Origin of the sequence: Actinoplanes sp. NPDC000266 (genome assembly GCF_042899005.1) — a bacterium.
Taxonomy (GTDB): domain Bacteria; phylum Actinomycetota; class Actinomycetes; order Mycobacteriales; family Micromonosporaceae; genus Actinoplanes.
The window spans coordinates 353,909-375,081 of sequence record NZ_JBIAZI010000005.1; the positions used below are offsets into that span (position 1 = coordinate 353,909).

Below are 21,173 nucleotides of genomic sequence, written 5' to 3' on the forward strand. Positions count from 1 at the left end.
CCTGAGAATTAGATGACGGGGTCTCCGTCACCCTGGGGAACGGTCGGCAGATGACCGTCGAAGTCGACGGCCGAGTAGAGGGCCAGCTTCTCCAGGCGGTGGTACGAGTCGATCACCCGGATGGTGCCGCTCTTGGACCGCATGACGATCGACTGGGTGTGCGCGCCCCCGGAGCGGTAGCGCACGCCCTTGAGCAGGTCACCGCTGGTCACGCCGGTGGCCACGAAGAAGCAGTTGTCGCCGGTGACCAGGTCGTCGGTGGTCAGCACCCGGTCGAGGTCGTGCCCGGCGGCGATCGCCTTCTCGCGCTCGGCGTCGTCGTGCGGCCACAGCTTGGCCTGGATCATCCCGCCCAGGCACTTGATGGCACAGGCGGCGGTGATGCCCTCGGGGGTGCCGCCGATGCCCATCAGCACATCGACGTCGGACTCGGCCCGCGCGGCCGAGATGGCGCCGGCGATGTCACCGTCGGAGATGAACTTGATGTTCGCCCCGGCCTGGCGCACCTCCTCGACCAAGGTGGCGTGCCGGGGCCGGTCGAGAATGCAGACGGTGACGTCGGAGATGCTGGACCGCTTGGCCTTGGCGATGCGGCGCAGATTTTCGGCGGTGCCGGCGTTGATGTCGACGACGTCGGCGCAGTCCGGCCCAACGGCGATCTTGTCCATGTAGAAGACGGCGCTGGGGTCGAACATGGCCCCTCGCTCGGCCACGGCGAGCACGGCCACGGCCCCGGGCATGCCCTTGCTCATCAGCGTGGTGCCGTCGATCGGGTCCACCGCCACGTCCACCTCGGGCCCGGTGCCGTCGCCGACCCGCTCGCCGTTGTAGAGCATGGGCGCCTCGTCCTTCTCGCCCTCGCCGATGACCACGGTGCCGCGCATCTGAATCGAATTGATCAGCTTGCGCATGGCGTCGACGGCCGCACCGTCACCGCCGTTCTTGTCGCCGCGCCCGACCCAACGGCCGGCCGCCATGGCAGCGGCCTCGGTGACACGAACCAGATCGAGGGCGATGTTGCGATCGAGATCCTGCGGGACCCGTGCTGGCATGGGCGCCTCCTCGCGACTCTGCGGGGCTGGTGAGTTACCCGATCCTCACATGTACGGATGTGCAAAGTCCCGCCCCAGCGACATGGTTAACAATGGGTGAGTGGAACCAGCCGCACCGGACACTCCCGCCCCTTCCGCTCCCCAGGCCGCGCCGGCCTCGAGCCCAGCGCCCGCCTCCGGCCCCGCAGCCGCCCCCGGCCCCGCGCCGGCCGCCGCCGCGGCCTCCGAGCCCGCGGCTCCCTCCGCACCCGCCTCGTCTTCTGCGCCCGCCCCCTCTACGGCGCCCGCCTCCTCCGCGCCCGCCCCCTCTACGGCGCCGGCCTCCTCCGCGCCCGCCCCCTCGGCGGTTGCGACTGTGGACGAGGCCGGGCAGCAGTCCGAGGCGCCGGCGCGGCTGGAGCGTGGGCAGGCGCGGTCGCCCAAGGACATGGCGATGTCGCTGCTGGTCCTGCTCGTGCCGATCGCGCTGCTGCTGGTCTTCTACCGGACCGTGCTGAACGGCGACGCGCCGATCACGGTCGACCCGGCGCCCGCGTTGCAGGAGGCCCAGCGCGCCAACATCTTCCCGGTCCTGCAACCGACCGGCCTCGGCGACGACTGGCACGTGTCAGCCGCGACCTTCCGCCGCCAGACCGCCGGCGCCACCCTCCGGATCGGCTACGTCGACCCGGACAAGGACGCCCTTCAACTCGTCGAGAGCAACATCCCCTCGGCCACCCTGCTCCCGACCGAGCTCACCAAGGAGGCCAAGCCGGCCGGCGAGTTCCGTTCGGACGCCGGCGTCTGGCGCCTCTACGACACCCGCCCCGGCGAGAAGGCCCTGGTCCTGGCCGACCAGACCCGCACGGTCATCGTCATCGGCAAGAGCGACGTCGACCAGCTGGAGCACATGGCCGAGTCGCTGCGCTGACGGGTCAGTCCTCGGAGCGGGCGGCTCGGGCGGCGTCGATGCGCTCCCGGGCGCCGTCGAGCCAGCGCTGGCAGACGTCGGCCAGTTTCTCGCCGCGCTCCCACAGCGCCAGTGACTCCTCCAGGGAGCTGCCGCCCTGCTCCAGCCGCTCCACCACCGTGGCCAGCTCGGTGCGGGCCTGCTCGTAGCTCAATTTGTCGTCGCTCATTCGTTCTCCTTTACGACTGCCTGCAACTCGCCCGAGGCGAGCCGCACCCTCACCAGGTCGTCGGTCTTGACGTCGTCGGCGGCGCGGACCACGTGGCCGTCGGCGCGCTGGACGATCGCGTAGCCGCGCTGCAACGTCGCCGCCGGTGACAGGGCGCGCAGGCGGGCCACCGTGTGCCGCAGGTCGTCGTCGGCGCGGCGCAGGCGGTTTTCCAGGCTGCGGACGGCCCGGTCGCGCAGGGCCGTCACGTCGGCCGCACGCTGGTCGACCATCAGCTCGGGGCGGGCCAGCGACGGGCGCGAGCGCCATGATTCGAGGCGATGGGTCTCGCGGTCGACCAGGGTGAGCACCGCCCGCTCGAGTCGGCGGCGGGCCACGTCGATCAGCTGCCGCTCCTCGGCCAGGTCGGGCACGATGCGCTTGGCCGCGTCGGTCGGCGTCGAGGCGCGCAGGTCGGCCACGTAGTCGAGCAGCGGCGCGTCCGTCTCGTGGCCGATCGCGCTGACCACCGGCGTCCGGGCGCCGAAGACCGCGCGGCAGAGCGCCTCGTCGGAGAAGGGCAGCAGGTCTTCGACGCTGCCGCCGCCCCGGGCGATCACGATGACGTCGATCGTCTCGTCGTTGTCGAGCACCTTGAGCGCGTCGATGATCTGCGGGACCGCCGTGGGTCCCTGGACCGGCACGTTGATCACCCGGAAGTCGACGGCCGGCCAGCGGCGGCGCGTGTTCATCAGGACGTCGCGCTCGGCCGCGCTGGCCCGGCCGGTGATCAGCCCGATGCGCCCGGGCAGGAACGGCAGGCGGCGCTTGCGCTCGCGGGCGAACAGGCCCTCGGCCGCCAGCAGCTTCTTGAGCCGGTCGAGCCGGGCCAGCAGCTCGCCCAGGCCGACCTGGCGGATCTCGTCGGCGCGCAGGCTGAGCGTGCCCCGGGCGGGGTAGAACTCCGGCTTGGCGTGCAGCGTGACCCGGGCGCCCTCGGCCAGCTCGGGCGCGCCGGCGTCGAGCACGTCGCGGTGGGCGGTCACGGTGAGGCTCAGGTCGGCCGACGGGTCGCGCAGGGTCAGGAAGACCACGCTGGAGCCGGGGCGGCGGCTGATCTGGGCCACCTGCCCGTCGATCCAGACCCAGCCCAGCTTGGAGATCCAGGCGCCGACCTTCTGACTGACGACGCGCACCGGCCACGGCTCGTCGGCGGTGCTCTTGGCTCCTGCTGGCTCACTCACCCGGCCAGATTACGGAAGCCCTCTGACATTCTCGTCGTCCGCGGTGCGCGTCCCGCGTTCCTCGGCATGATCGTTCGTTGCCGGCGGCCGCGAGGGTGAGATCGGGGCGGGGTGCGCCGGCGCGGGCGTGAGGCGGGCGACGGCGATCAGCACGAGCATGCCGGCCAACGCCCAGAAGAGCAGGTCGTAGACAGTCCGGACGCTGTCGGCATGCCAGCCGCCGGGATCGCGGGCCAGCACGGTGAAGGGGAAACCGTGCGTGACCCCGTACTCGGAGGAACAGCAGTTGACCTGGCTCTTCGGCAGTGTCGAGACGACCAGGCCGAGCACGGCGACGGCCGAGCCGGCGATCCACGCGATCCGCCCCGGGCGGCCGCCCACCCGTTGGAGGCCGAGCAGCGTCACCCCGGCGAGCAGGAGCACGACGTGGAACAGGCCGTACGCGAACGAGTCGAGACCCATGGCGAGGTTGAGCAGGGCGAGCGCGGTGAAGGCCCAGCCGATGATCAGGCGCAGCGTGGTGGCCGCTCCCGCCAGGAGTCCGGGGTCGGCCTCAGGCATGAATCTGAGTATCCCGGCCGAAAGGTGAAGTCACCGGCAAATCGGTTGTTATCCCATTTTCGAGCGACGGGCCACCACGACGATCACCAGGAGCAGCAACCCGGCGTACGAGAAAAGCAGGAGATCGGCGAAGAGCGAGACGACGTTGACCGTCCAGTCGGCGTCGGCCGCCAGCCGGACGGCGGTCGCGGCGTCGTCGGCCGAGGCGCCGCGGCTGGCCCAACTGAACGGCCAGCCGCGATCGACGACGTAGCCGAACATGCAGCACAGCTGTGCCTTGGACGCGGCCAGGCCGGCGGCCGCCCCGACCACGGCCGAGGCGGACATGACGATCGCGGTGACCCGGCCGGGCAGGTGGATGCGATGCGGCATGAGCAGCACCAGACCGCCCGCGGCCAACACCGAGCCGACCAGCAGATCCAGTCGGTAACTGGCCGAATGCAGATTGAGAAGTATCCAGGTCAGGCCCACGACCAGCGAGAACGCGCCAAGCGCGAAGCGCAGGCCGCCGAAGGCGCGAGTCACGATCACCGCACGAGTATGCCTGTGGCGCGGATCGCAGAGAAGCATGCGTGAGAGGGATCCACGTACCATGGCCGGGTGACTGAGCCCCGGAAGCGTGTGTTGCTGGCCAAGCCGCGCGGCTACTGCGCCGGCGTCGACCGTGCGGTGCAGACCGTCGAGGAGGCGCTGAAGCTCTATGGCGCCCCCGTCTACGTGCGCAAGCAGATCGTGCACAACAAACACGTGGTCAGCACGCTCGAGGCGGCCGGCGCGATCTTCGTCGAGGAGAACGAGGAGGTGCCCGAGGGCTCCACCGTCGTCTTCTCCGCCCACGGTGTCGCCCCCGAGGTGCACGAGCAGGCCAAGAGCCGCAACCTCAAGGCCATCGACGCGACCTGCCCGCTGGTGACGAAGGTGCACCACGAGGCGAAAAGGTTCGCCGCCGACGACTACGACATCCTGCTCATCGGCCACGAGGGCCACGAGGAGGTCATCGGCACCTCCGGCGAGGCCCCCGAGCACATCCAGCTCGTCGACGGCCCCGACTCGGTCGACAAGGTCGTCGTCCGCGACCCGTCCAAGGTCGTGTGGCTCTCGCAGACCACGCTCTCGGTCGACGAGACGATGGAGACGGTCGCCCGCCTCAAGACCCGCCTGCCGCTGCTCCAGTCGCCCCCGAGCGACGACATCTGCTACGCCACGCAGAACCGGCAGCACGTGGTGAAGGAGATCGCCCCCGAGTGCGACGTGGTCATCGTGGTGGGTTCGACTAATTCGTCCAATTCCGTACGTCTCGTCGAGGTCGCCGTCGACGCGGGCGCCCGCGCCGGCCACCTGGTCGACTACGCCTCCGAGATCAAGGACGAGTGGCTCGAGGGCGCGACCACGGTCGGCGTCTCCTCCGGCGCCAGCGTCCCGGAAGACCTGGTCATGGAGGTGCTGGGCCACTTGGCGGCGCGCGGTTTCGGCGAGGTCACCGAGTTCACGACGGCCGAGGAGCGCCTGACCTTCTCGCTGCCGCAGGAGCTCCGCCGCGACATGAAGGCCGCGGCCGCACGCGCCTGAGGTTTTCCACAGGGCCGCCGGTTGTCCACAGCTCGCCCGCTCGGCCCCCTTCCCGCCGCTCAAATCCGTCAGACTGGAGCAGGACGGGGGCCCCCGGGGAGGGCGAGGCTGTCAGTCGATCAGTTCGGGCGACTGAGGCTGTCTGGGGGCGACCTCGATCTGCGGGGGCGTGACGATCTCGTCGTCGGAGACGCCCATCTCGGCCAGCTTTCGTGCGCTGACCAGCACGCGGGCTTCCAAAGAACCAACCGCCCGGTTGTACGCCGTGACGGCGCCCCCGAGCGCACTCCCGACCTTGCCCACGTGGTCGCCCAGCGTGGCCAGCCGCCCGTAGAGCTCGCGGGCCAGCCCGTGCACGGCCACGGCGTTGCGGGCCAGCGCCTCCTGCCGCCACGAGTAGGCGACCGTGCGCAGCATCGCGATCAGCGTGGCCGGCGTGGCCAGCACGACGTTGCGCCGGAAGGCGTGCTCCATCAGCGTCGGGTCGTGCCGCAGGGCCACGTCGAGGAACGGGTCGGCCGGCAGGAAGAGCACCACGAAGTCGGGGGACTGCTCAAAGGCCGTCCAATACTCCTTGGCCGCCAGCGCGTCGACGTGGGCCCGCAGGTGCCGGGCGTGCTGGTTCAGGTGGGCGTCGCGGGTGCGCTCGTCGCGCGCCTCCAGGGCCGACAGATATGCCTCGAGCGGCGCCTTGGCGTCGACGACCACGGTGCGGCCCCCGTGCATCCGGACCACGAGGTCAGGACGTACACCCGAATTGTCGGTCGTGGCCGTCACCTGCTCGGCGAAGTCACAGTGCTCGAGCAGGCCGGCCGCCTCGACGATGCGGCGCAGCTGGTGCTCGCCCCAGCGGCCTCGCACCTGCGGTGTCCGCAGCGCCGCCACCAGCTGTTTCGTCTCCGTGCGGAGCTCGCCCGAGACCTCGCTCATCGAGCGGACCTGCTCGCGCAGCTCGGCGTACGCGTCGACGCGCTCCCGCTCCAGCTCGGCCACCCGCTGCTCATAGCGGCGCAGGGTCTCGTGCAGCGGGGCCACGGCCCGGGCCACCGCCTCCTGGGATTGAGCGGTCGCCTCGTACGACAGCGCGCGCATCGACTGTTCGAGACGTTCCTCGCCGTCGGCGCGGGCCTGCACGGTCGCCTCGAGCCGGGCGATGTCGGCGGCCGCCCGCAGCCGCGCGGCGAACCAGCCGATCGCGGCCCCGGCGGCCAGACAGAGGAGCACCACGGCCAGCGTCGAGACAGTCACATGACGGAGATTGCCAGACAGCTCCGACGTGATTCGCGAGGGTACCGTTGGAACATGAGCGTGTTGCTGATTCTGGCCATCATCGTCGTGGTCGTTCTCGTGATCGCCTTGGCGCGGCGGAACGGGGCGGCATCTCAGCAAACGCGGCTCGAGGACGCCCGGGCCGAGGCCCAGCGGTGGTACGAGCGGCTCGGCGGTCAGCTCATGAACCTGCACGGCAGTGACGCCGCCGCGCAGCAGGCCCTGGCCGACGCGGGCGAGCGTTACAACGCCGCCGGAGGTCAACTACAACAGGCCAACACCGTCCGGCAGTACGAGTTGGCGCGCGAGTCGGCTCTGGAGGGCCTGCAATATGTGCGGGCCGGCCGCATCGCGATGGGCCTCGACCCCGGCCCCGAGCTGCCGCCGCTGGCGAGCGCGCAGGGCGTCGGCCAGCTGACCAAGGAGCGCGAGGTCAACGTCCAGGGCCACAGTTACAAGGCGGGCCCGCAGCCGGGCGCCGACACTCCTTACTACTACCCCGGCGGCCGCGTGCAGGGCCGCCCGGTTCCGGCCGGCTGGTATTCGACGCCGGTGTGGAAGACCGCGCTCGGCGCCGGCGCGGGCGCCCTCGGTGGCCTGCTGATCTTCGACGCCCTGTTCTCGCCCGGTTTCGGCGACATGGGCTACGGCGACGGTTTCCAGGACGGCTACGCCGACGCCGCCGGTGACTTCGGCGGCGGTGACATGGGCGGTGGCGACATGGGTGGCGGCGACTGGGGCGGCGGCGGCGACTTCGGTGGCGGAGACTTCGGCGGCGGCGACTTCTGAGGTCAGCCCGACGTCTGGCGCAGGTGTTTGGCGAGCTCGCGGCGTAGCCGCCGCGGGCCCGGCCAGATCTCGCTGAGGTCGGCCGTGAATCCGGTGCCGCTCGGTGTCTCGGTCATGGCCGGCCAGCCGACCCGCTGTCCCTGCACCGGGTGCACGCTGTCGAGGTCGACCGGCGTGACGTCCAGGACGTTGCGCAGCCGGTCCCGGCGTACCTCCACCGAGGCGATGTCCTCCCAGGCCAGCAGGATCGGGTCGCTGTCCTGCGCGGCCAGTTCGAGGCCGCCCGACGAGACCCGCACCCACGTCTTCAGGGAGCCCCGCGTCGAGTAGGCGAAGCACGCCGCCCCGAAGACGGCGACGGCCCCGGCCTGGAACGCGGTGTGCCACCACGGGTTCCCGGTTCCGCCCGTCACCAATGCCATGATCGGCGAGACGAGGGCGAACGACAGCATCAGCAGCAGGAAGACGGTGACGAACGTCCGCACCGGCGACGACCGGAACAGCACGGCGTCGCGTGCGGGCGCCTCCACCTGGTCAGGCGCGATCATGCCTCTCATGCTGCCCTGCCGGGGGCCCCGGCTCCGGCTTTTCGCCAGAGCCGGGACCACCTCCGCTCAGAAGGCGCTGGCGATGACCAGTTCCGGCGTACGTCCGGGCAGTCTGTCCAGCTTGGCGATGCGCCCGGCCGACTTGAGGTCGTTCTCGATCAGCCCCAGCTTGTCGAGCAACTCGGCCGGCCCGAGCGCCTCGGCCAGCGGCACGTCGGCCTTCATCGACAGCTTCCGGTCGCTCTTGGCCCGCCGGACCTGGCGCAGCGCGTCGCCGGCCAGGTCGAGCAGGCTCGCGTCACCCTCGCCGGCGACCCGGGTCAGCTCGTACGTCGTCGGCCAGGTCGCCTTGTGCACGGAGCCGTACCGCCACCACGACCAGACCTCCTCGGTCACATAGGGCAGGAAGGGCGCGAACAGTCGCAGCAGCACCGACAGCCCCGCGGCCAGGGCGGCCCGGGCCGAGTCGGCTCCGGTCCCCTCGGCGTACGCCCGCTCCTTGACCAGCTCGATGTAGTCGTCGCAGAACGTCCAGAAGAAGGTCTCGGTCGTCTGCAGCGCGTCGGTGTGGTCGTAACGGTCGAACGCCTCGGTGGCCGCGCTGACCACCGCCGCGAGCCGGGTCAGCATCGCCCGGTCGAGCGGCTCGGTGACCGGCTGCCGCAGCGCCTCGGCCGCGCCCAGCCCGAGCGCGAACTTCGACGCGTTGAGCAGCTTGGTCGCCAGCCGCCGGCCGACCTTGATCTGCGCCGGGTCGAAGGCCAGGTCGGCGCCGGGCCGCCCGTTGGCCGCCCAGTACCGGACCGCGTCCGAGCCGTTCTGCACCAGCAGGTCCATCGGCGTGACGACGTTGCCCTTGGACTTGGACATCTTCTTGCGGTCGGGGTCGAGGATCCAGCCGGAGAGGACGGCCGTCTTCCACGGCAGGACGTCGCTCTCCTGGTCGGCCCGCAGGATCGACGAGAACAGCCAGGTGCGGATGATCTCCTGTCCCTGGGGGCGCAGATCCATCGGGAAGGTGCGCCGGTGCAGGTCGTCGTCGTGCTGCCAGCCGGTGACGATCTGCGGGGTGAGCGACGAGGTGGCCCACGTGTCCATCACGTCGGGATCGGCCGTGAAGCCGCCCGGGACGTCCCGCTGAGACTCGTCGAAGCCGGGCGGACACTCCGAGGAGGGATCGACCGGCAGTGCAGATTCGTCCGGTATGAGAAGCTGGTCGTAGTCCGGTTCGCCAGCGTTGTCGAGCCGGTACCAGACCGGGATCGGCACCCCGAAGAAACGCTGCCGGCTGATCAGCCAGTCACCGGTCAGCCCGTTCACCCAGTGGTCGTAGCGGTGCCGCATGTGCTCGGGGAACCACTGAAGCTCCCGGCCTCGCGCGATCAGCCGTTCCCGCAGCTCGGGCTCGCGCCCGCCGTTGCGGACGAACCACTGCCGGCTCGTGACGATCTCGAGCGGCGAGTCGCCCCGCTCGTAGAACTTGACCGGATGGGTGATCGGCCGGGGCTCGCCGATCAGGTCGCCCGACTCGGTGAGCAGCCGGACGATCTCACGCCGGGCCGCGTTGACGGTCAGGCCGGCGAACTCCCGGTACGCCGCCTCGGGGACGTCCGCCGGGCGGTCGGCCAGGAAGCGGCCGTCGCGCCCGAGGACGACCCGCGTCTCGAGCTGGAGGTCGCGCCACCAGGTGACGTCGGTGATGTCGCCGAACGTGCAGACCATCGCGATGCCGGTGCCCTTGTCGATGGCGGCCATGGGATGGGCCTTGACCGGGACCTCGACGTCGAAGAACGGCGTGCGGACGCTGGTCAGCCCCTCGTAGCGCTCGTCGCCCGGGTGGTAGACGAGCGCGACGCAGGCCGGCAGCAGCTCGGGCCGGGTGGTGTCGACCTCGACCGGGCCGTCCGGCCCGTGGAAACGCAGGCGGTGGTACGCCCCCGGGCGCTCCCTGTCCTCGAGCTCGGCCTGCGCGACCGCCGTGCGAAATCCGATGTCCCACAGCGTCGGAGCTTCGGACGTGTACGCCTCGCCGCGTGCCAGGTTGTTGAGGAAGGCGCGCTGGGAGACGGCCTGCGAGTGCCGTCCGATCGTCGTGTAGGTCAGGCCCCAGTCGACGGAAAGGCCGAGCGTGCGCCACAGCGCTTCGAAGGCCTTCTCGTCCTCGGTGGTCAGCCGCCCGCACAGCTCGACGAAGTTGCGCCGCGAGATGGCGATCGGCTGCTTGGGTGGCGTGGCGGGCGGCTCCCAGGCCGGGTCGTAGGGCAGCGCCGGGTCGCACCGGACGCCGTACACGTTCTGGACCCGCCGCTCGGTCGGCAGGCCGTTGTCGTCCCAGCCCATCGGATAGAAGACGGCCTTGCCGCGCATGCGCTGGAACCGCGCGACCGTATCGGTGTGGGTGAAGGAGAAGACGTGCCCCATGTGCAGCTCGCCCGATACGGTCGGCGGAGGCGTGTCGATGCTGTATACATCCGAGCGCTCCTTCGAGCGGTCGAACGCATACGTGCCCTCCTCCTGCCAGGTGCGCGCCCACTTGTCCTCGAGCCCGTCGAGTGACGGCCGCTCGGGGAGACCGGCGCGTCCGGTCGTTCCCGTATCAGTCATGTGCGGAATGCTACGGCGAAACGGCGGGCCGGGCCGCCGATAAAACGGCGACCCGGCCCACACCCCGCGCGGCCCGGCTCTCAGACGGCGAGGCGCCCACCGTCGACCGGCAGGACGGCTCCGTGCACGAAGGACGCCCGATCACTGACCAGGTAGGCGACCGCGTCGGCGATCTCGGCCGGGTCGGCGATCCGCCCGGCCGGCGCGGCCCCGGCCAGCGAGTCGCCGAAGTCCACGGTCCCCTCGGTGGCGGTCGGCCCCGGGCTGACCGCGTTGACCCGAACGCCGGACCGCCCGTATTCGGCGGCCCAGGCCTTGGTCAGCAGCACGATGGCGGCCTTGCTCGACCCGTAGAGGGCGGCGCCCGGCATGCCGAACCCGGCAACCATCGTGCTCAGGTTGACGATCGCCCCGTGCCCGCGCGCGGCCATCGCCGGCGCGAGCTCGGCGACGAGGAAGAACGGCACCCGCACGTTGATGTCGTAGACCGCGTCGAACTGGGCGCCGGTAACTTCGTGGGTGGCCGCGAACGGATAGATGCCGGCGTTGTTGACCAAGATGTCCACCCGCCCGCCGAGCCGAATCGCGGCCCGCGCGAGCTCCCGCGCACTCCCCTCGTCCCGAAGATCGGCCGCGATGAAGTCGGCCTTGCCACCCGCGGCCCGGATCAGCGCGACGGCGGCCTCACCCCGATCACGGTCGCGCCCGCTGAGGACGACATGGCTGCCCAGTTCGGACAGCCGGGCGGCGGTGGCCCGCCCGATCCCACTGGTGGCGCCCGTGACAAGGGCGATGGTGCCGGACAGTTCCTGCTTCACGGAAATGCACCTGTCTCTCGACGGCTCTCTCGACGGCTCTCTCAACGGCCGAGCGCGGCGCGCCCGATCCGCCCGGTGCAACCGCACGAGCGAATGTCCACTTCCGTGGTAGTTGTCGGTTTCTCCTTATGCCCCCCATCAGTTCCGCTTAGACCGGTCCCCCCGGCTGTTCCAGGGCGGCCACCAGCCGCCCGAGATCCCGCCGCCGGGAGTCGGCCCGCCAGGTGGCCCACGTACGCCGCACGAGCGGGGAACCGGCAAGCGGCAGCCACACCACTTCGGCCGGCAGTGGTTGCGGCCAGTCCGCGGGCGCGAGCGAGAACACGTCCCCGGCCAGCACCGAGGTCAACTTCACCTCCGGAATCAGCGCCTGACTACCGGCAACGTCAGCGGTCGGCCGAAGACCATGACTGCGCAGCACCGCCACGATCTCGTCGAACCAGGCAGGACTGTCCGCCCGCGCAAAACTCAGCCACCGAAGTCCCACCAGCCTCTCCAGCCGCACAGCGCCCGACCCGCCGCCTGCACCGCCCAGCCGGCCCGCGGGTGGGTCGGCGATCTCCTCGGCCACCCGGCGGGCCAGTAGGACGCCGAGGGGCTCGGTGCCGATGCGCAGCGCGTCCAGGTCGTCGCCCTCGGCGCGCTCCCGCAGCAGGCCGAGGTCGAGCTCGCCCGCCCGCAGCGCCGCGAGCTGAGCGCTGGTCGACAAGTGGCGTGGCTCGACCCGGAGGGGCGGCCCGGCCAGCGCCAACTCCGCGAGTGGCCCGGCCAGCAACTCGAACCGGACCTCGAGCGGCAGGCCCAGCCGCAGCGCGGGATCGGCGGCGCCCGGCTCGCGTGTGACGGCGGCGATCGCCCGCTCGTAGCGGCCGAGAACCGCCCGCGCCTCGTCGGCCAGCACCGCGCCGGCGGGCGTCGGCCGGACGCCCGTGGCGCCCCGGATCAGCAACGCCGTACCGAGCTCGCGCTCGAGAGCGGCGGCGACCTGGGACACCGCGGGCTGGCTCAGCCGGAGCCGGCGGGCCGCCGCCGAGAGGCTGCCCTCCTCGACGACGGCCACGAACACCCGCATCTCGCGAAGCTCCATCGGCTCATCGCATCACACCCGCCGCCGGCCTCGAGGTGTCCTGGCCGGCCCGATCGGGATCTTCGAAGGCGAGCAGCCACTCCTTCACCGGCAGGCCCCATCGATAGCCGCCGAGCGTGCCGTCGAGCCGCAGTACCCGGTGGCAGGGCGTGAAGAGCGCGACCGGGTTGCGGGCGCAGGCGGACGCCGCGCCCCGGATCGCGGCCGGCCGCCCGGCCAGGCGCGCGAACTCCGAATAGGTCACCGGGGTGCCCGGCTTGATCTCGCGCATGACCTTCCACGCGTGCCGGATGAAGGTGCCACCGATGCGCTGCTCGACGGTCACGGCGTCGAGCGCGGCGAGGTCACCGTCGAAATAGGACCGGACGTGCCCGGTGACCGGCCCGACGTCGTCCGCGGGCTCGGCCGGGGCCCGCAGACTCGGATGGACCAGGCTCATCAGGTCGGCGACGTCGGTCGTGAAGCCGGCGGCGCGCACGGCGCCGGACGGAGAGACGATCACGGTCAGCGGGCCGGTGGGAGTGTCCAGCGTGCGGTACTTCAACATCGGGTCCTCCTGGGGTCGTGGTCCAGCCTGGCCCGGTCGTACGGGCCGTGGGGAAAGATCTTGGTGGGGCTGTGGATAAGTCGTCAGGCGGCTCTCCACAGCCGGATAAGTCCGTATGAGCGCCATGGCCGCCACCGTTCGGCGTGCGCGGCGAGCGCCTTCGGCGTGGTCGGCAGGCCCAGAGCCGCGGCTCCGCGCCGTGCGGCCAGATCGGTCGGCAGGAAGACGTCGGGGTCGCCGATCGCCCGCATCGCGACATATCCGGCGGTCCACGCGCCGATCCCGGGGAGTTCCTGCAGGCGGGCGACGGTCTCGGCGCGATCCGCGCCCGGCTCCAGATCGATCTTGCTGTCGGCCACGGCCGCCGCCAGCGCCCGGATCGACTCCCGCCGCGCCACCGGCATCCCGAACGCTGCATCCGGCAGCTCAGCCACAACGGCCGCCGTCGGAAAAGCACCGGTCACCGACGGAACGTCGCTGGTCGCCGCCGAGAAGGCGGCGGCCGCGCGGATCATCCGGACCAGGGTCGTGCGCGCCCCCGCCACCGAGACCTGCTGGCCCACGACCGCCCGCACGGCCATCTCGAAACCGTCGACCGCGCGTGGCACCCGTACACCCGGCTCTTGTGCGACAGCCGCAGCAAGCGCGACGTCCGCACCCAGCGTGGCATCGACGGCGTCGGGGTCGGCGTCCAGATCGAAGAGCCGCCGGCATCGGGCCACGGCCGGCGCCAGGTCACGCACGTCACCGAGCCGCAGCGTCGCCGTCACGAACCGGTCGGCCGGGGTCAGCGCCACGGTCGCGCTTCCATGAGGCAGGGACAGACCTCGGCGGTACGTCCCCCCGTCGCGCTCCTCGACACCCGGGAGCGCCCTCGCCTCGAGGAAGTCGAGCAGCGCCGGCACGTGCAACGGCGAGCGGTAGGCCAGCCGTACGGTGATCGTCCCCGGCTCGTCCGCCACACCGCTCGCCCGCCGTGCCCGCAGTTGGCCGGGCGCCTGGGCGTACACCTCCTGAATGGTGTCGTTGAACTGGCGAACGCTGCCGAAACCGGACGCGAACGCGATCTCGGCCAGGCCGAGGCTCGTGGTCTCGATGAGGATGCGCGCCGTCTGCGCTCGCTGGGCCCTCGCCAGCGCCAGCGGACCGGCGCCGAGCTCCGCTGTGAGCAGCCGGTTGAGATGACGCTCGGTATATCCGAGGCGGCTCGCCAGGCCCGGCACCCCCTCGCGGTCGACCACACCGTCGCCGATCAGGCGCATCGCCCGGCCGACCAGGTCGGCCCGCGCGTCCCACTCGGGTGAGCCGGGCGCGGCGTCCGGGCGGCAGCGCTTGCAGGCGCGGAAGCCGGAACGCTGGGCGGCGGCCGCGCTCGGATAGAAGCGCACGTTCTCCCGTTTCGGCGTGATCGCCGGGCAGGACGGGCGGCAGTAGATGCCGGTGCTGGTAACGGCGGTGAAGAACCAGCCGTCGAAGCGCTGGTCCCGGCTGTCCACGGCTCGGTAGCACCGTTCGAAGTCCAGTTCCATGCCGTCGAGTCTGCGCTTCCGGGCCGGGGGAATGCTGGCGGGATTCGGACATGGCCATGGACCCCGTAGACTGACGCTCCGTGAGCCTCACCATCGGAATCGTCGGCCTGCCCAACGTCGGCAAGAGCACCCTGTTCAACGCCCTGACCAAGAACGACGTGCTCGCCGCGAACTACCCGTTCGCGACGATCGAGCCGAACGTCGGGGTCGTCGGGCTGCCCGACGAGCGCTTGGAGAAGCTCGCCGAGCTGTTCAAGAGCGAGAAGGTCATCCCGGCGCCGGTCAGCTTCGTCGACATCGCCGGCCTGGTCCGCGGCGCGTCCAAGGGTCAGGGCCGCGGCAACGCGTTCCTCGCGAACATCCGCGACGCGTCGGCCATCTGCCAGGTCGTACGCGCGTTCTCCGACCCGAACGTGCTGCACGTCGACGGCAAGGTCTCACCGTCCGACGACATCGAGACGATCAACACCGAGCTGATCCTGGCCGACCTCCAGACGGTGGAGAAGGCCCTGCCCCGCCTGCAGAAAGAGGCGAAGCTCAAGAAGGACCGGGCACCCGTGGTGGCCGCCGCCGAGGCCGCGTTCAAGCTGCTCAACGACGGTGTGACACTGCACGCCGGCGCCGCCGCGGCGGGCATCGACGTGGAGTTGCTGGGCGAGCTGCACCTGCTGACGACAAAGCCTTTCCTGTACGTCTTCAACGTGGACGAGGAGGAGCTCGGCAACGCCACGTTCCTCGACGAGCTGCGCGCCCTCGTCGCCCCGGCCGAGGCCGTCTTCATGGACGCCAAGATCGAGTCCGAGCTGATCGACCTGTCGCCCGAGGACGCGAAGGAGCTGCTGGAGTCGACCGGCCAGACCGAGCCCGGCCTCGACCAGCTGATCCGCGTCGGCTTCGACACGCTGGGCCTGCAGACATACCTGACGGCCGGCCCCAAGGAGGCCCGGGCCTGGGTGATCCCGGTCGGCGCGACCGCCCCCGAGGCGGCCGGCGTCATCCACAGCGACTTCCAGCGTGGCTTCATCAAGGCCGAGATCGTCAGCTTCGACGACCTGATGGCCGCCGGCTCCATGTCCGCCGCCAAGGCCGCCGGCAAGGTCCGCATGGAGGGCAAGGACTACATCATGAAGGACGGCGACGTGGTGGAGTTCCGCTTCAACGTCTGATTCCCGTTCGACGTGGTGGTTTTCCTACTCGTTTGACAAACTGGGGTGATGAGCGAAGCGGCGTACCGCATCGGCGAAGGGCCGGCGACGAGGGTGAGCCTGTCGCTGCCTGAGGGGACCGCTGAGGCCATCCGGGCACGGGTGGGTAAGCGAGAGTTCTCCGCGTTCATTGCCGGGGCGGTCGAGCGGGAGTTGCGCGGCCAGGTGCTCGACGAGTACCTGGCCGACTATGAGAGCCGCAAGGGGCCGGTCTCCGAGGACGCTCGTCAGCGAGCACGACAGGTCTTCGACGAGGCGTTCGCCGGGGAGGAAGAGTGGCCCGCCGCAAGCTGACCCACGAAGGAACGTTGGTCCTCGACAGCGAAGGGCTTTCGAAGCTGCTCTCCGACGACGAGTCGGTGGTGGCACTGACTGCCGAGGCGCGCTCGCGTGGCATGGAGGCGGTGATCAGCGCACTCGCCATCATCGAGGCCGTCCATGCCCGCACAAACACAGCTCGCCTGAACTGGATACTTTCCGGGTTGCGAGTGGTTCCGGTGGGCGACGAGGAGGCAAGGGCGGCGTCCAGGCTGTTGCTGGCTGCCGGCTTACATGGGCACAAGTACGCGATCGATGCGGCGGTCGCCGAGGCCGCGTTGCGCCAGCATCGCCCGGTGGTCATGTTGACTTCCGACATCGACGACATGGCCAAGCTCTGCGGCGATCGCGTCCGGCTCGTGGCGGTGTGAGTTCTCAGCCTTTGTGGCCGGGCAGCAGATTGTCGAGGTCGAGCTCGATGGGGAACGGCGTCGCGGTGCGCAGATGGTGTCGGTGGATGCCCGTCGGGGCGTACGACCGCATGGGCTCGTTGAGTTCGTAGGTGTGGACCGCCGGCGATCCCGTCTCGTCTTCGACGCGCCAGTAGTTTGCGATGCCGGCCCGCGCATACTTGCGCGGCTTGATCGTCCGGTCGCGGTGTGCCGACTCCGGCGAGACGACTTCGACCACCAAGGCGACCGTGTCAGGTGTGAAGTAGGTGCGGTCGGGATCGTACGGCGCCGTTGTGACGAGAAGGTCCGGCTCGAGGCTGTTCCGCTCGTCGAGGCGGATCGTCATCTCCAGTTCGGCGTCGAAGCCTTCCGGTGCCTGTTCCGCCAAGTAGCGCAACAGCGCTGTGACCAGTCGGCTGTGCCGGATGTGCTGAGGGCAGGTTCGGAAGACGAGCCTTCCGTCGATCAGCTCGATGTGACGCGGTGCTTCCGGGAGCCGGTCGAGGTCGTCGGCACGCCACTGCGGTGCCGCGGTCATGTCGTCACCGCCTCCAGGTCAGATGAAGATCCACTTCCTGGAGATGAAGTAGTTGATCGTGGAGAGGGCGGCTGTGGTCAGCACCTTGGCGATCAGGTACATGAGGCCGAGGCTGGTGAGGAACTTGACCAGCAGGACCGTGATCAGCAGGTTGACCGCGACCAGGGCCAGATATTTGGCCAGCTGGTGATGCAGGCGGCCGGTGGAGGCGAAGGCCCACTGCCGGTTCAGCAGGAAGTTCACCAGGAAGCCGGCCAGGAAGGCCAGGGCCGTGGCGGGCTCCAACCACATGCCGACCACGCCGTGCAGCACCCATAGCAGGCCCGCGTCGACGACCACGCTGGTGCCGCCGACGATCAGGAAGCGGAAGCCGCTGCTGCGGGTGATGCGGAGCGCGGTCTGGCCGAGGTCGGTGCCCGCCGTCATCGGCGGACCAGGGCGAGCAGCAGCGCCAGACCGGAGCGGAACAGGTAGATCATCGCCTTGGACGGCGAGTTGCTGGGCGTGCCGCCCTGGCGGGGGCGCATCGAGACCGGGATCTGCTTGATCACGTATCCGGAGCGCTTGGCCTGGACGATCGTGTCGACCGTGTCGCCGAGGTATTCGACCGGGAAGTTGCGCGAGTAGAAGTTGATCAGCTCGCCGCGGCAGGCCCGATAGCCGGAGGTGGTGTCGGTCAGCCTCGTGCGGGCGATCGCGGACAGCGCCTTCGACAGCAGCTTCATCGCCCACTGCCGGGGGCCGGCGACCTTGTAGACGCCCTCGCCGGCGAACCGGGCGCCGATCACCAGGTCGGCGTCGGAAAGGGCTTCGATCATGTCGTTGATGTAGCGGGGATCGTGCTGCCCGTCGGCGTCCATCTGCACGGCCACGTCGTACTCGTGCTCGACCGCGTACCGGTAGCCGAGCCGGCGGGCGCCGCCGACGCCCAGGTTGTACGGCAGCCGGACGACCTTGGCGCCGGCCTGCCGGGCGACCGCGGCCGTCGCATCGTGCGAACAGTCGTCAACAACCAGAATGTCCATTCCGGGGACTTCTTGCTGGAGTTCCTTGATGACCGCGGCGATCGATTCCGCTTCGTTCCAAGCGGGCAGGATCGTCAGCACGCGTTCCGTAGTGACGGTCACGGCGTTTTCACTTTCTCCCGCAATTCCTGCAATTCGGCGACATCCGCCCGAAGTAGGGCAATCTCCTCGGAGAGGCTCCGGGTCTCCTCTTCCAGGCGACTGCTCTCCCACGACAGGTGCACGGCCACCAGCAGCAGGAAGACGACGCTCGCGAACAGGAACAGGCTCAGTCCGGACGCGATGCCCAGGAAGGACGACAGCCCGTCGAGGAGTGTCGGAATGAACGCCAGCGGAAGCACGGCGACTGCCACCAGCAGCCACAATGCGCCGTATTTCTCACGCAGTTGCCGCCGCCGCAGCAACTCGAATATCACGACCAGCATGACGAGGCCGGTCGTGGCCGTCACGAAAGTTAGTCTCATTGATTTCCCCCGCTGTCCCCGCGGTCTTAGCGAGCGGACACTACCGCACACAGGCCACTTTCGAGAGATCGAGGCTTGGGGATTTTTAGCGACGTATAGGTATACAACAGGCAAATGACCACGGTCTGTCTGTGCGCGGGCTGTGCCACACACGACAACGGGACAGTGGCGCGCGACCGATGCTGCTACCGTTCGCCGGTCATTCGCTGGTTGACGCCACCGGCGCCCCAGGCAGGAAGAATCAGACGACCACCATGACGACAGAGGTCATGCCGCCCGCGCAGCGCGAAGCGACGGCGGCGAAAGACAGCTCCGGCCGCATCCGATGGATCATCATCGGCGTTCTCGCCCTCGGCTGGCTGGCCGGGGTGCTGTGGCGGCTCTGGCTCGGAAATCCGATCACCCACCCCATCGCGCACACCGACGAGGACAGCTACATCAACGCCGCGCGCGCGATCGCCGGCGGCCCGGGCGGCTTCAGCTCGGAGACCCCGCTGTTCCGCCGCGTCGGATATCCGTTGCTGATCTCGCCCGCCTTCTTGTTCGGGCTCGACTTCACCACCTCGTACAAGATCGTGCAGGTCGTGAACGCGGCCATCAGCGCCCTGTCGCTGCCGCTGGCGTACCTGCTGGCCCGCCGCATGTTCGGGCTCAAGACCTGGATCGCGCTGGCCGCCGCCTTCGTCGCGGCCACCATGCCGGCCGGCACCTTCTGGTCGCTGGTGGGCATGACCGACGCGGTGATGGCGCCGCTCATGCTCGGCTGGCTCCTGGCCGTCCACTGGTGGCTCGGCGAGCCGGCGCGCAAGGGCGCCGCGATCACGGTCGGCGTGCTGACCGGCGTGCTCTACATGGTGCACATCCGCGGCACCATCCTGGCCGTCGTCTTCTTCGCGTTCCTGGCCTTCCTGCTCTACCGGCGCAAGGCGACCTGGCGCATGGCGGGCCTGTCGGTCGTGCCGCTGGTCCTGCTGGTCGTGCTCAACCAGATCATCATCGTGCTGCTCGGCGACAAGGTGCACGTCCGCGGCGACATCGTCGGCGGCGGCACCCTCGAGGTCTTCACCAGCGTCCAGCGGCTCCAGGTCTTCTTCGGCTCGCTCGGCACCAACATCTGGTACATGTGCGTGGTGACGGCCGGTCTGGCCGGCATCGGCTGGGCGGTGGCCACCTCCGAGATGTTCCGCCCCAAGCGCGACGTGGCGTACCGCTGGACCGCTGGTCTGGCCCTGTTCAGCACGCTCGGCGTGGCCCTGGGCGCGGCGCTGATCCTGGCCGGCCTGCCGGTGAACGCCGACGCGATCTACTCGCGCTACGTGCAGACGTTCGTCCCGTTCTGGATCCTCTTCGGTTTCGCCGTCCTGGTCGACAGCCGGCTGCGCGCGGTGGCGAGATACGCGGTGGTGCCCGTGCTGGTCCTGGCGGCCGGCGGCGGCCTGATCGCCTATCGCCTGCACCACGTCGCCGAGCAGGGACACAAGCTGTCGTACGGCACCTTCGGCGGCCCCGACATCATCACCATCACGGCCGGATGGACACACTTCCGCCCGCTGGTCGGCACCGCGATCGGCCTGATCGGCCTGGCCGTGATCGTGGCACTCACCCGGATGCGCCAGCTGGCGATCCCGACGCTGGCACTGATCGTCGTGGCCAACGCCGTGACCATGGTGGTGATGCGCGACCGCATCATCGAGCCGCTCGGCCAGAAGTTCAGCATCGGGCTCAACCTGCGGGAGCTCGGCGTCGGCCCCGGTGACAAGGTCGCCTTCAGCGCCAAGATGACGAACGAGGGCTACTTCGTCATGTACCACGACGTCTACTGGCAGGACGTCACCTTCCTGCCCAAGGGCGGAAAGCCGCCGGCCGACGTCGACGTCGTGATCGGCCGCTACCTGCCCTCGCGTCCCGATCTACAGTGGCCCGCCGCCCAGTTCGGCTTCAAGCTGCTGAAGGGCTCGGGTCTCTACGACGCCCAGGTCGGCGTCTGGCGACGCCAATAGGACAAGACGGCCGCCGGGTACGCCCCGGCGGCCGTCCGCTTTTCAGGCCAGCGTCCGCTCGTAGCAGACGGAAAGGCCGGAGCCGATGTACGACCCGAAGAGCGGGATCTCGCGGTAGCCCTCCCGCTCGTAGAAGCGGATCGCGTCGGGCTGGGCCGGGCCCGTCTCGAGGCGCAGGGTGGTCCAGCCCCGCTCCCGGGCGGCGTCCTCCAGGGCGCGCAGCAGCGCGGTGGCCGTGCCGTTGCCACGGCTCCCGGGCACCACGTACATCCGCTTGACCTCGGCGCTGTCGTCGTCCAGCCGGCGCAGCGCGCCGCAGCCCAGGGGCCGCCCCTCGTCGTCGAGCGCGACCAGGAAGAGGTCGATGTCGGCGGCCGACGGCGGTGTGCCGGGCTCGTGGTCGTCACAGCCGTAGCGCTGGTCGAGCTCGGCCCGCTGAGCCGCGCGCAACGCCGCCCCGGCCGGATCGTCCCAGCCCCGCTCTTCGATGGTGGTCATCCGCGCCTCCCAGTCGTAA

Annotated in this window: 24 protein-coding genes; 7 read left to right on the forward strand and 17 right to left on the reverse strand. The window is 70.2% G+C overall.

All coding sequences use genetic code 11. The features are described from left to right. Positions 1-8: 8 nt before the first annotated feature. Positions 9-1,052: a class II fructose-bisphosphatase gene (gene glpX / locus ACFY36_RS22225; protein ID WP_499747867.1), complete on the reverse strand. Its 1,044-nt coding sequence runs from the start codon at positions 1,050-1,052 to the stop codon at positions 9-11. 355 nt (positions 1,053-1,407) lie between these two features. Between glpX and ACFY36_RS22230 the strand changes: the two genes are divergently transcribed. Then, a complete protein-coding gene (locus tag ACFY36_RS22230; RefSeq protein ID WP_499747868.1) occupies positions 1,408-1,962 on the forward strand; it encodes a DUF4245 domain-containing protein in 555 nt (184 codons plus the stop codon). 4 nt (positions 1,963-1,966) lie between these two features. Here the strand turns inward: ACFY36_RS22230 and ACFY36_RS22235 are convergent, their stop codons facing one another. Genes ACFY36_RS22235 through ACFY36_RS22250 form a run of 4 tightly spaced genes read right to left on the reverse strand, consistent with a single transcriptional unit; the run spans position 1,967 to position 4,485 of the window. Further along, complete coding sequence (locus ACFY36_RS22235) at positions 1,967-2,170, reverse strand: exodeoxyribonuclease VII small subunit (RefSeq protein WP_499747869.1); 204 nt, start codon at positions 2,168-2,170, stop codon at positions 1,967-1,969. Next, positions 2,167-3,393: an exodeoxyribonuclease VII large subunit gene (xseA, locus tag ACFY36_RS22240; RefSeq protein WP_499747870.1), complete on the reverse strand. Its 1,227-nt coding sequence runs from the start codon at positions 3,391-3,393 to the stop codon at positions 2,167-2,169. The genes ACFY36_RS22235 and xseA overlap by 4 nt, the downstream gene beginning before the upstream one ends. A gap of 9 nt (positions 3,394-3,402) precedes the next feature. After that, complete coding sequence (locus ACFY36_RS22245) at positions 3,403-3,954, reverse strand: hypothetical protein (protein ID WP_499747871.1); 552 nt, start codon at positions 3,952-3,954, stop codon at positions 3,403-3,405. Positions 3,955-4,002: 48 nt separating this feature from the next. Beyond that, positions 4,003-4,485, reverse strand: a complete 483-nt coding sequence (locus ACFY36_RS22250) for a hypothetical protein (RefSeq protein ID WP_499747872.1) — start codon at positions 4,483-4,485, stop codon at positions 4,003-4,005. A 69-nt stretch (positions 4,486-4,554) separates the two neighbouring features. Here ACFY36_RS22250 and ACFY36_RS22255 point away from each other — a divergent pair, with 69 nt between their 5' ends. Next, on the forward strand, positions 4,555-5,523 hold the full coding sequence (locus ACFY36_RS22255) for a 4-hydroxy-3-methylbut-2-enyl diphosphate reductase (protein WP_499747873.1): 969 nt from the start codon (positions 4,555-4,557) through the stop codon (positions 5,521-5,523). Between the two features lie 111 nt (positions 5,524-5,634). Here the strand turns inward: ACFY36_RS22255 and rmuC are convergent, their stop codons facing one another. Beyond that, positions 5,635-6,771, reverse strand: coding sequence for a DNA recombination protein RmuC (rmuC, locus tag ACFY36_RS22260; RefSeq protein WP_499747874.1), 1,137 nt, complete (start codon positions 6,769-6,771; stop codon positions 5,635-5,637). A gap of 54 nt (positions 6,772-6,825) precedes the next feature. Between rmuC and ACFY36_RS22265 the strand changes: the two genes are divergently transcribed. Further along, positions 6,826-7,581: a hypothetical protein gene (locus ACFY36_RS22265; protein ID WP_499747875.1), complete on the forward strand. Its 756-nt coding sequence runs from the start codon at positions 6,826-6,828 to the stop codon at positions 7,579-7,581. 2 nt (positions 7,582-7,583) lie between these two features. On the opposite strand, the gene ACFY36_RS22270 is transcribed toward ACFY36_RS22265, so the two are convergent. The 6 genes from ACFY36_RS22270 to ACFY36_RS22295 all read right to left on the reverse strand — a co-directional run bounded on the left by ACFY36_RS22270 (position 7,584) and on the right by ACFY36_RS22295 (position 14,714). Then, complete coding sequence (locus ACFY36_RS22270; RefSeq protein ID WP_499747876.1) at positions 7,584-8,129, reverse strand: hypothetical protein; 546 nt, start codon at positions 8,127-8,129, stop codon at positions 7,584-7,586. A 66-nt stretch (positions 8,130-8,195) separates the two neighbouring features. Continuing rightward, positions 8,196-10,733, reverse strand: a complete 2,538-nt coding sequence (gene valS / locus ACFY36_RS22275; RefSeq protein WP_499747877.1) for a valine--tRNA ligase — start codon at positions 10,731-10,733, stop codon at positions 8,196-8,198. A gap of 80 nt (positions 10,734-10,813) precedes the next feature. Next, positions 10,814-11,551 carry an SDR family NAD(P)-dependent oxidoreductase gene (locus ACFY36_RS22280; RefSeq protein ID WP_499747878.1) on the reverse strand — a complete coding sequence of 246 codons (738 nt, stop codon included), beginning with the start codon at positions 11,549-11,551 and terminating at the stop codon, positions 10,814-10,816. 148 nt (positions 11,552-11,699) lie between these two features. Beyond that, positions 11,700-12,638, reverse strand: a complete 939-nt coding sequence (locus ACFY36_RS22285) for a LysR family transcriptional regulator (RefSeq protein WP_499747879.1) — start codon at positions 12,636-12,638, stop codon at positions 11,700-11,702. Between the two features lie 4 nt (positions 12,639-12,642). Continuing rightward, complete coding sequence (locus ACFY36_RS22290; protein WP_499747880.1) at positions 12,643-13,185, reverse strand: methylated-DNA--[protein]-cysteine S-methyltransferase; 543 nt, start codon at positions 13,183-13,185, stop codon at positions 12,643-12,645. Positions 13,186-13,268: 83 nt separating this feature from the next. After that, positions 13,269-14,714 (reverse strand): DNA-3-methyladenine glycosylase 2 family protein, encoded by a 1,446-nt coding sequence (locus ACFY36_RS22295; RefSeq protein WP_499747881.1) that lies wholly within the window; start codon positions 14,712-14,714, stop codon positions 13,269-13,271. Positions 14,715-14,794: 80 nt separating this feature from the next. Here ACFY36_RS22295 and ychF point away from each other — a divergent pair, with 80 nt between their 5' ends. Genes ychF through ACFY36_RS22310 form a run of 3 tightly spaced genes read left to right on the forward strand, consistent with a single transcriptional unit; the run spans position 14,795 to position 16,608 of the window. Next, the gene (gene ychF, locus ACFY36_RS22300; RefSeq protein ID WP_499747882.1) at positions 14,795-15,880 is read left to right on the forward strand and encodes a redox-regulated ATPase YchF; all 1,086 of its coding nucleotides are present in this window, start codon (positions 14,795-14,797) and stop codon (positions 15,878-15,880) included. A 48-nt stretch (positions 15,881-15,928) separates the two neighbouring features. After that, a complete protein-coding gene (locus tag ACFY36_RS22305; protein ID WP_499747883.1) occupies positions 15,929-16,213 on the forward strand; it encodes a hypothetical protein in 285 nt (94 codons plus the stop codon). Continuing rightward, complete coding sequence (locus ACFY36_RS22310) at positions 16,195-16,608, forward strand: hypothetical protein (protein WP_499747884.1); 414 nt, start codon at positions 16,195-16,197, stop codon at positions 16,606-16,608. The genes ACFY36_RS22305 and ACFY36_RS22310 overlap by 19 nt, the downstream gene beginning before the upstream one ends. Positions 16,609-16,612: 4 nt before the next feature. Here ACFY36_RS22310 and ACFY36_RS22315 read toward each other — a convergent pair whose 3' ends face one another. Genes ACFY36_RS22315 through ACFY36_RS22330 form a run of 4 tightly spaced genes read right to left on the reverse strand, consistent with a single transcriptional unit; the run spans position 16,613 to position 18,641 of the window. Continuing rightward, positions 16,613-17,167 (reverse strand): Uma2 family endonuclease, encoded by a 555-nt coding sequence (locus ACFY36_RS22315; RefSeq protein ID WP_499747885.1) that lies wholly within the window; start codon positions 17,165-17,167, stop codon positions 16,613-16,615. 18 nt (positions 17,168-17,185) lie between these two features. Next, a complete protein-coding gene (locus tag ACFY36_RS22320) occupies positions 17,186-17,593 on the reverse strand; it encodes a GtrA family protein (protein ID WP_499747886.1) in 408 nt (135 codons plus the stop codon). Continuing rightward, positions 17,590-18,294, reverse strand: coding sequence for a glycosyltransferase family 2 protein (locus ACFY36_RS22325; protein WP_499747887.1), 705 nt, complete (start codon positions 18,292-18,294; stop codon positions 17,590-17,592). Before ACFY36_RS22325 ends, ACFY36_RS22320 begins: the two co-directional genes overlap by 4 nt. After that, the gene (locus ACFY36_RS22330) at positions 18,291-18,641 is read right to left on the reverse strand and encodes a DUF2304 domain-containing protein (RefSeq protein ID WP_245922758.1); all 351 of its coding nucleotides are present in this window, start codon (positions 18,639-18,641) and stop codon (positions 18,291-18,293) included. The genes ACFY36_RS22325 and ACFY36_RS22330 overlap by 4 nt, the downstream gene beginning before the upstream one ends. Positions 18,642-18,910: 269 nt before the next feature. Here ACFY36_RS22330 and ACFY36_RS22335 point away from each other — a divergent pair, with 269 nt between their 5' ends. After that, positions 18,911-20,656: a hypothetical protein gene (locus ACFY36_RS22335; protein ID WP_499747888.1), complete on the forward strand. Its 1,746-nt coding sequence runs from the start codon at positions 18,911-18,913 to the stop codon at positions 20,654-20,656. A gap of 42 nt (positions 20,657-20,698) precedes the next feature. On the opposite strand, the gene ACFY36_RS22340 is transcribed toward ACFY36_RS22335, so the two are convergent. Then, the gene (locus ACFY36_RS22340) at positions 20,699-21,154 is read right to left on the reverse strand and encodes a GNAT family N-acetyltransferase (RefSeq protein WP_499747889.1); all 456 of its coding nucleotides are present in this window, start codon (positions 21,152-21,154) and stop codon (positions 20,699-20,701) included. Positions 21,155-21,173: the final 19 nt, after the last annotated feature.

Coding starts and splice junctions, on each gene's coding strand:
- glpX (WP_499747867.1), bottom strand. CDS start 1,052: ATGCCAGCACGGGTCCCGCAGGATCTCGATCGCAACATCGCCCTCGAT.
- ACFY36_RS22235 (WP_499747869.1), bottom strand. CDS start 2,170: ATGAGCGACGACAAATTGAGCTACGAGCAGGCCCGCACCGAGCTGGCC.
- ACFY36_RS22245 (WP_499747871.1), bottom strand. CDS start 3,954: ATGCCTGAGGCCGACCCCGGACTCCTGGCGGGAGCGGCCACCACGCTG.
- ACFY36_RS22265 (WP_499747875.1), top strand. CDS start 6,826: ATGAGCGTGTTGCTGATTCTGGCCATCATCGTCGTGGTCGTTCTCGTG.
- ACFY36_RS22270 (WP_499747876.1), bottom strand. CDS start 8,129: ATGATCGCGCCTGACCAGGTGGAGGCGCCCGCACGCGACGCCGTGCTG.
- valS (WP_499747877.1), bottom strand. CDS start 10,733: ATGACTGATACGGGAACGACCGGACGCGCCGGTCTCCCCGAGCGGCCG.
- ACFY36_RS22285 (WP_499747879.1), bottom strand. CDS start 12,638: ATGGAGCTTCGCGAGATGCGGGTGTTCGTGGCCGTCGTCGAGGAGGGC.
- ACFY36_RS22290 (WP_499747880.1), bottom strand. CDS start 13,185: ATGTTGAAGTACCGCACGCTGGACACTCCCACCGGCCCGCTGACCGTG.
- ACFY36_RS22295 (WP_499747881.1), bottom strand. CDS start 14,714: ATGGAACTGGACTTCGAACGGTGCTACCGAGCCGTGGACAGCCGGGAC.
- ACFY36_RS22305 (WP_499747883.1), top strand. CDS start 15,929: ATGAGCGAAGCGGCGTACCGCATCGGCGAAGGGCCGGCGACGAGGGTG.
- ACFY36_RS22315 (WP_499747885.1), bottom strand. CDS start 17,167: ATGACCGCGGCACCGCAGTGGCGTGCCGACGACCTCGACCGGCTCCCG.
- ACFY36_RS22320 (WP_499747886.1), bottom strand. CDS start 17,593: ATGACGGCGGGCACCGACCTCGGCCAGACCGCGCTCCGCATCACCCGC.
- ACFY36_RS22335 (WP_499747888.1), top strand. CDS start 18,911: ATGACGACAGAGGTCATGCCGCCCGCGCAGCGCGAAGCGACGGCGGCG.
- ACFY36_RS22340 (WP_499747889.1), bottom strand. CDS start 21,154: ATGACCACCATCGAAGAGCGGGGCTGGGACGATCCGGCCGGGGCGGCG.